Below are 5,972 nucleotides of genomic sequence, written 5' to 3' on the forward strand. Positions count from 1 at the left end.
CCATTCGCCGACATCCTGTGGATGGAGACCAAGACTGCCGATCTCGTCGACGCGCGCGAATTCGCCGACGCGATCCACGCCGAATTCCCAGACCAGATGCTGGCCTACAACCTCTCACCGTCGTTCAACTGGGACACCACCGGCATGACCGACGACGAGATGCGGGCGTTCCCAGAGGAACTCGGCAAAATGGGCTTCGTCTTCAACTTCATCACCTACGGTGGACACCAGATCGACGGCGTCGCGTCCGAGGAGTTCGCCACCTCGCTGCGCCAGGAGGGCATGCTGGCGTTGGCTCGCCTGCAACGCAAGATGCGCCTCGTCGAATCGCCTTACCGCACACCGCAAACGCTGGTTGGCGGACCGCGTAGCGACGCCGCGCTGGCCGCATCGTCCGGTCGCACGGCGACCACGAAGGCGATGGGCGAGGGATCCACCCAGCACCAGCACCTGGTGCAGACCGAGGTGCCGAAGAAACTGCTGGAGGAGTGGCTGGCGCTGTGGGGCGACCACTACCAGATCGGCGAGACGCTGACGGTTCGGCTGCGCCCGCGGCGCGCCGGCTCCGACGTGCTCGACCTCGGCATCTACGGCCAGGGAGAAGAGCCGCTGGCCAACGTGGTCGTCGACCCGATCAAGGACCGCCACGGACGCAATATCCTCACGGTGCGCGATCAGAACACGTTCGCGGAGAAGATGCGCAAGAAGCGGCTGATGGACGTCATCCACCTCTGGCTGATCCACCGGTTCAAGCCGGAAATCGTGTACTACGTGACGCCGACCGAGGACAACATCTATCAAACCGAGAAGATGAAGTCGCACGGCATCTTCAGCAACGTGTACCAGGAAGTCGGGGAGATCATCGTCGCCGACGTGAACCAGTCACGCATCGACGAGCTGCTGGCACCCGATCGCGAGGCGCTGAAGCGGCTGATCGCCAAACAGGACTAGCCGACCAACTCCGGGTGGAATTTGGCCGCCATCCGGCGCAGCCCGTCCTGCCAGTCGACCGTGGTGGCGCCGACGAGCTCGTGCATCCGTGACACGTCGGTGGGATTGCCTCGCAGCGCCTGGGCGCTCTCTTCGAACACCGGGTCTTTGCCGACCAGCGAACCGAGGTAGCGGCACCAGTCCTGCAGGCTGACGGTCTGGTCGCCGCACCAGTTGACCGTCGTCGCCGGCACCGACGCGGCCGCGAGCAGCTTCGGGATCGTCGCGATGATGTCGTCCTCGTGAATTGGGTTGTAACTGGCCGGAACTCCGGCGGGCACCGGGATCGGGATGCCGGCGAGCATCATCTCCATGTGATAGAACGGCCATCCCCCGTTGTCGCCGTAGGGGACGTTGAGCCGCGCGATGACGGTGGGCATGTCGAGGGCGCGTGCCATCGTCCGGGCGACGACTTCGCCGGCGATCTTGGAAATGGAGTAGGTCGGGAACAACGGCTTGTGGTTGTCGCCCAGCGCGGCGCGCTCGCTGCGCGGCTCGTCGTCCGGCGGATCGTAAACGGCGGCCGACGAGCAGTGCAGAAACGCTTTTGCATTGCGGCAGTGCGCCATTAGCAGCCCGACGGACTCGGCGTTGGCCCCGAGGTCTTTGTCCCAATCGCCGCTCTTGGCGACCGCCAAGTTGAGCACGTAGTCGAAATCGCTTGGCAGCGATCCAAACTCTCCCGCAGCCAGGTTGACTTTTTCACACCGGACTCCAGCCTTCTCGAGGTCTTCGCGCGCGGCGGCATTGGTGAAGCGGGCGATACCCCAGACTTCGTTGTCGGCCGCCAGGGCCTTGGCGATGGGAACTGCGACCTGTCCGGTGGGGCCGGTGATGAGGATCTTCGCGTCACGCATGGGCCGATCGTATGTCGGGCGCGACAGCGGCCGATCGGTTACGGTGGAACAAGTTAGTACACCGGTCGGTTTACATCCGATGTAGGAGCCACCGACACCGCAAGGAGCACCATCATGTCCACTGTTCTCGTCACCGGAGCCGGTCGCGGCATCGGCCGCGCCATCACTGAAGAGTTCATTCGCCGGGGTCACCGCGTGATCGGCACCGCCCGCAACACCGATTCGCTCGACGGGCTCGACGTCGCCCAGAAGCTTGCCCTCGACATCACTGACGACGCGAGCGTGGCCGCGGCGTTCGCGGCAGCGGGTGATGTCGACATCGTCGTTGTCAACCCCGCCGAAATCTTCTATGCCGCGGTAGAGGCAATACCTCTGGATGAATTGCAGCGGTTGTTCAACCTGAACACCGTCGGGGCCCTCCGCGTCGCGCAGGCCGCACTTCCGGGCATGCGGGCCCGCGGCGAAGGAAAGCTGCTGTTCATGTCCAGCGTTCTCGGACGCGTGGCGTTGCCGAAGGGAGCGGCCTACGCCGCGACCAAGTGGGCACTGGAGGCGCTCGTCGAGGCTCTGGCGATCGAGGTGGCGCCGTTCGGCGTCCAGCCGGCCCTGCTCGAACCCGGCGCCGTGAGTTCGGGCGCGCTCGACAACGTGAGGAGCTACACATTGCCCGACGATCCTTACGCCGGCCTCGCAGGCGACGAAGAGGTGCGCCGCGCGATGATCACCCCCGAGCAGGTTGCCACGGAGATCGCCGACGCCGCCGAAAAGCCTGAGCTGCCATTGCGGATTCCGATCGGTGATCCCGCCCGCGCAATACTGGCCGCCCGCCGCGCCGCTCCGGACGACGTCCCGTTCGCGTGATCCGCTAACTAAGGCCGCATCTCGTAAGCACCGTCGTAGGCCCTGACCTTCTCCCACACCCGGTCGAATCGGTCGGAGTCGGTCACGGGCCTGCGCACGGCGGCCAGCGCCCAATCCTGCTGTGCCGTAGTCGAACTAGACTTACCGTGTAGCGCGACGGCGTATTGGGAGAAGTCGCGAATCTGAACTTCGAAGATCTGGTCGACCAGGTCGGCATCGAGACCGATGAGATCGGCCTGCTCGAGGATCAACTGGCCGTACACGATCAGCGTGAACAGGTGGCCGACGACGAGCAGGAAGTCGAGGTCTTTCATCTGGTCCGGGTCCGGCGCAGCGGTCATCAGCAGCTCTTTCAGCGCGCGAGCCTGATCGTAGAACACCGCAACGTTCGGGATCTTCACGTGCCGCTCGTAAACCGTTGCCCAGTCGGAGAACTGGACCTTAGACGCACCTCGTGCCGGACCCTGGGCCCAGAAGAACACGTCGTCGGCCGGGTCGTTGCGAGTGCCGATCTCCGGGTAGTCGGCGGGATTGAGCATGTAATTCGGCATGAACTTCAGGATCTGCGCGACGTTGACGTGCACCGTGCCCTCCAGGCGCGGTAGCGCACCGATCAACCGGGCCACTTCGCAGAAGTAGGTGTTCTTCTCGAACCCCTTGGCGGCCAGCACATCCCACAACAGCGTGACAACCGCCTCGCCTTCGGACGTCACCTTGGATTTGGTCACCGGGTTGAACAACAGGTAGCGACGGTCGTCGAGGCTGGCGCTGCGGAAGTAGTCGATCGCACGGTCACTGAACGATTTCATCGCGATCAACCGGGCGTAGGCCTCGACGAAACTGGCCCGCACGTGCGGGAAGTCGGTGACCGGGTTGCCGTACAGGATGCGGTTGTTGGCATGGGTAATCGCCTCGTAGAACGCGTGCTCGCACATCCCGATCGAGCCGGAGCACAAGTTGAACTTGCCGACGTTGACGGTGTTGAGCGCGGCGGAGAACGCTTCCGGCCCAGTGCACAGGATGTCCTCCTCGTGCACCGGGTAGTCGTTGAGCCGGAAGTTGCTGACGAACATCTGGCCGTGCACCACATTGCCGATCAGTTCGTAGTTCTGGTGGGCGCTGTCGGCGACGAACCAGACATAACCGTCGGCGCCATCCACATCGGTGCGGCGGGAGAACACCGACACCATGCCTGCCACGTTGCCGTTGCCGATGTAGTACTTCTCCCCCGACGCGCGGAACACGACCCCTTCGTCATCGTCGTGCGCGGGGGTGAGGAGCAAGTCGGTGTTGTAGATGTCGGCGCCGTGCTCACGCTCGGACAGCGCGAACGCCATCACGCCGCCGGCCTCGAGCTGCGCGGCCGCGCGCTCCTTGGCCTTGATGTTGTCGCTCTGCCAGATCGGCCCGAGGCCCAGGATGGTCACCTGCTCGGCGTACCAATACGACAGCCCGTAGAACCCGAAGATCTCGCTCAGCGCGGCGTTGCGGGAGGTGTCCCACCGCTTGTTCGCGTCGCCTCCGCCGTACTCCGAGGGGGTGAGGAACGTTGCGAAGATCTTTTCCTGCTTGATGAAGTCGAGGAAGTCCGACACCCAGGTCGCCTCGAGGTCATCGCGCAGCAGTTTGACCTTGCCGCGGGCTTCGAACCACTCGATCACCGCACGTAGCTGACGCCGCGTTTCCGGATCGAAATGCGACGGATCGTAGGTATTCGGATCGAAAAGCAGTCCCATGGGCGTCGAATCTAGCCGCGCGCATCTCGAGAAGCTAACGATTCGGTGATCATGCGGCGTGGGGGCGGGATCGCGCTGGTCGCCCGTGTTGTCGTGAAGCCTATGTCCTCTTACCTGCCTTGCACCCGACGTATTGCCGTCGCTGCGACGGCGTGCTGGACGCTCTTCGCGATCGGCACTCCGCTAGCGGCCGCCGATCCAGCCACCGACGCGCTCGGATTCGTCAACTCCACCGCCCGATGCGCGGCGCCCAACACCGCGGCCGCCTTCGGCAGCACCGCGACCTCTCGGGTCGCGATCTGCAAGAGCCCGGCCGGCGCGTACGGCTACCACGGCGTGCGGATCAGCGACGGCGCAACGCTGACCGCGGCGGTCACCGCGTCCGCCGACGGCAGCTTCGTCGCCCAGAAGGACGGCGTCACCTACACCGTGACCTCGAACGCACTGACGGTCAGCGACGCGAGCGGGACGATCCGCAGCGAGCCGATGGTGTCGTATCACGGGCCGAAGACCACGAAGACGCCTGCGAGCACCGTGCAGACCCCGGCTGCCAAGCCGTCCACACCGGCCGCGGCACCGACGTCGACGGCAAAGTTGCCGCCTCCGCTACCCGCCGAGGTCGGCGGCGGCAAGCACTAGCCCGATTGTCCGGCGGCTAGCCGGCGGCCGAAATCGACTGGCTCACCGTGTAACTGTCGAGGCCCTCGATCCCGAGCTCGCGCCCGTAGCCGCTGCTCTTGACGCCGCCGAACGGCGCCGCGGGATCCATGATGTAGCCCTGGTTGACGCCGAACGTGCCGGACCGGACGCGCGTCGCCACGCCGTAGCCGCGGTCGGTGTCGGCGGTGAACACCGAGCCGGCCAACCCGTACTCGGTGTCGTTGGCGATCCGCAGCGCCTCGTCTTCGTCGCGATAGGAGATGACGGTCAGCACCGGGCCGAAGATCTCCTCGCGGGCAATCCGCATGTCGTTGTTGGCCCCGCTGAACAACGTCGGCCGCACATACCAACCCGAGTCCAGGCCGTCGGGCATCTCCGAGCCGCCGACCACCAGCCGCGCCCCTTCGCTGCGGCCCGACTCGATGTAGCCGCGGACCCGCTCCTGCTGGCGCTGAGCAACCAGCGGCCCGATCGCGGTGTTGGGGTCGGAGGGGTCGCCGACCGGCATCGACTCCATCGCGGCCGCCAACGCGTCGACGAACTCGCCCTCGCGAGCGGCGGGCACCAGAATCCGGCTCAGCGCGTTGCACACCTGGCCACTGTTGGCCAGGCTGGCCATCTGTATGCCGGTGGCCACAGCCGACGGATCGGCATCCTCGAGGACGATCGCCGCGGACTTGCCGCCCAGTTCGAGGCTGACCTGCTTCAGCCCAGCCGCACACGCAAGCGCGACCTGGCGACCGGCCGCGGTGGAGCCGGTGAACGACACCTTGTCCACGCCGTCATGGCTGACCAATTGCTCGCCGACGTCGCGGCCGCCGGGCACCACATTCAGCACGCCGGGCGGCAGGTCGGCTTCGGCGACCAG

The 5,972-nt window shown here is 65.6% G+C and carries 5 protein-coding genes and 1 pseudogene; 3 read left to right on the plus strand and 3 right to left on the minus strand.

The window, feature by feature from the left end:
* Positions 1–951, plus strand: a pseudogene (locus tag VN856_RS11560) (isocitrate lyase); the annotation flags it as partial.
* On the opposite strand, the gene VN856_RS11565 reads toward VN856_RS11560, so the two are convergent.
* Complete coding sequence (locus VN856_RS11565; protein ID WP_325689082.1) at positions 948–1,847, minus strand: NAD(P)-dependent oxidoreductase; 900 nt, start codon at positions 1,845–1,847, stop codon at positions 948–950. The pseudogene VN856_RS11560 and the gene VN856_RS11565 overlap by 4 nt on opposite strands.
* 114 nt (positions 1,848–1,961) lie before the next feature.
* Between VN856_RS11565 and VN856_RS11570 the strand changes: the two genes are divergently transcribed.
* Complete coding sequence (locus VN856_RS11570; RefSeq protein ID WP_325689084.1) at positions 1,962–2,708, plus strand: SDR family NAD(P)-dependent oxidoreductase; 747 nt, start codon at positions 1,962–1,964, stop codon at positions 2,706–2,708.
* Between the two features lie 8 nt (positions 2,709–2,716).
* On the opposite strand, the gene VN856_RS11575 is transcribed toward VN856_RS11570, so the two are convergent.
* Complete coding sequence (locus VN856_RS11575; RefSeq protein ID WP_325689086.1) at positions 2,717–4,444, minus strand: acyl-CoA dehydrogenase family protein; 1,728 nt, start codon at positions 4,442–4,444, stop codon at positions 2,717–2,719.
* Between the two features lie 102 nt (positions 4,445–4,546).
* Here VN856_RS11575 and VN856_RS11580 point away from each other — a divergent pair, with 102 nt between their 5' ends.
* Entirely contained in the window at positions 4,547–5,083 is a 537-nt protein-coding gene (locus VN856_RS11580) for a hypothetical protein (protein WP_325689089.1), read from the plus strand.
* A 16-nt stretch (positions 5,084–5,099) separates the two neighbouring features.
* On the opposite strand, the gene VN856_RS11585 is transcribed toward VN856_RS11580, so the two are convergent.
* Positions 5,100–5,972 (minus strand): aldehyde dehydrogenase family protein (locus VN856_RS11585; protein WP_325689091.1); only part of this gene is annotated, 873 nt, incomplete at its 5' end.

It is taken from the genome of Mycobacterium sp., from assembly GCF_035603715.1.
GTDB lineage: Bacteria > Actinomycetota > Actinomycetes > Mycobacteriales > Mycobacteriaceae > Mycobacterium.

Excerpts from the sequence above, each read along its gene's own strand:
- VN856_RS11565 (WP_325689082.1), bottom strand. The coding sequence starts at position 1,847 with ATGCGTGACGCGAAGATCCTCATCACCGGCCCCACCGGACAGGTCGCA.
- VN856_RS11570 (WP_325689084.1), top strand. The coding sequence starts at position 1,962 with ATGTCCACTGTTCTCGTCACCGGAGCCGGTCGCGGCATCGGCCGCGCC.
- VN856_RS11575 (WP_325689086.1), bottom strand. The coding sequence starts at position 4,444 with ATGGGACTGCTTTTCGATCCGAATACCTACGATCCGTCGCATTTCGAT.
- VN856_RS11580 (WP_325689089.1), top strand. The coding sequence starts at position 4,547 with ATGTCCTCTTACCTGCCTTGCACCCGACGTATTGCCGTCGCTGCGACG.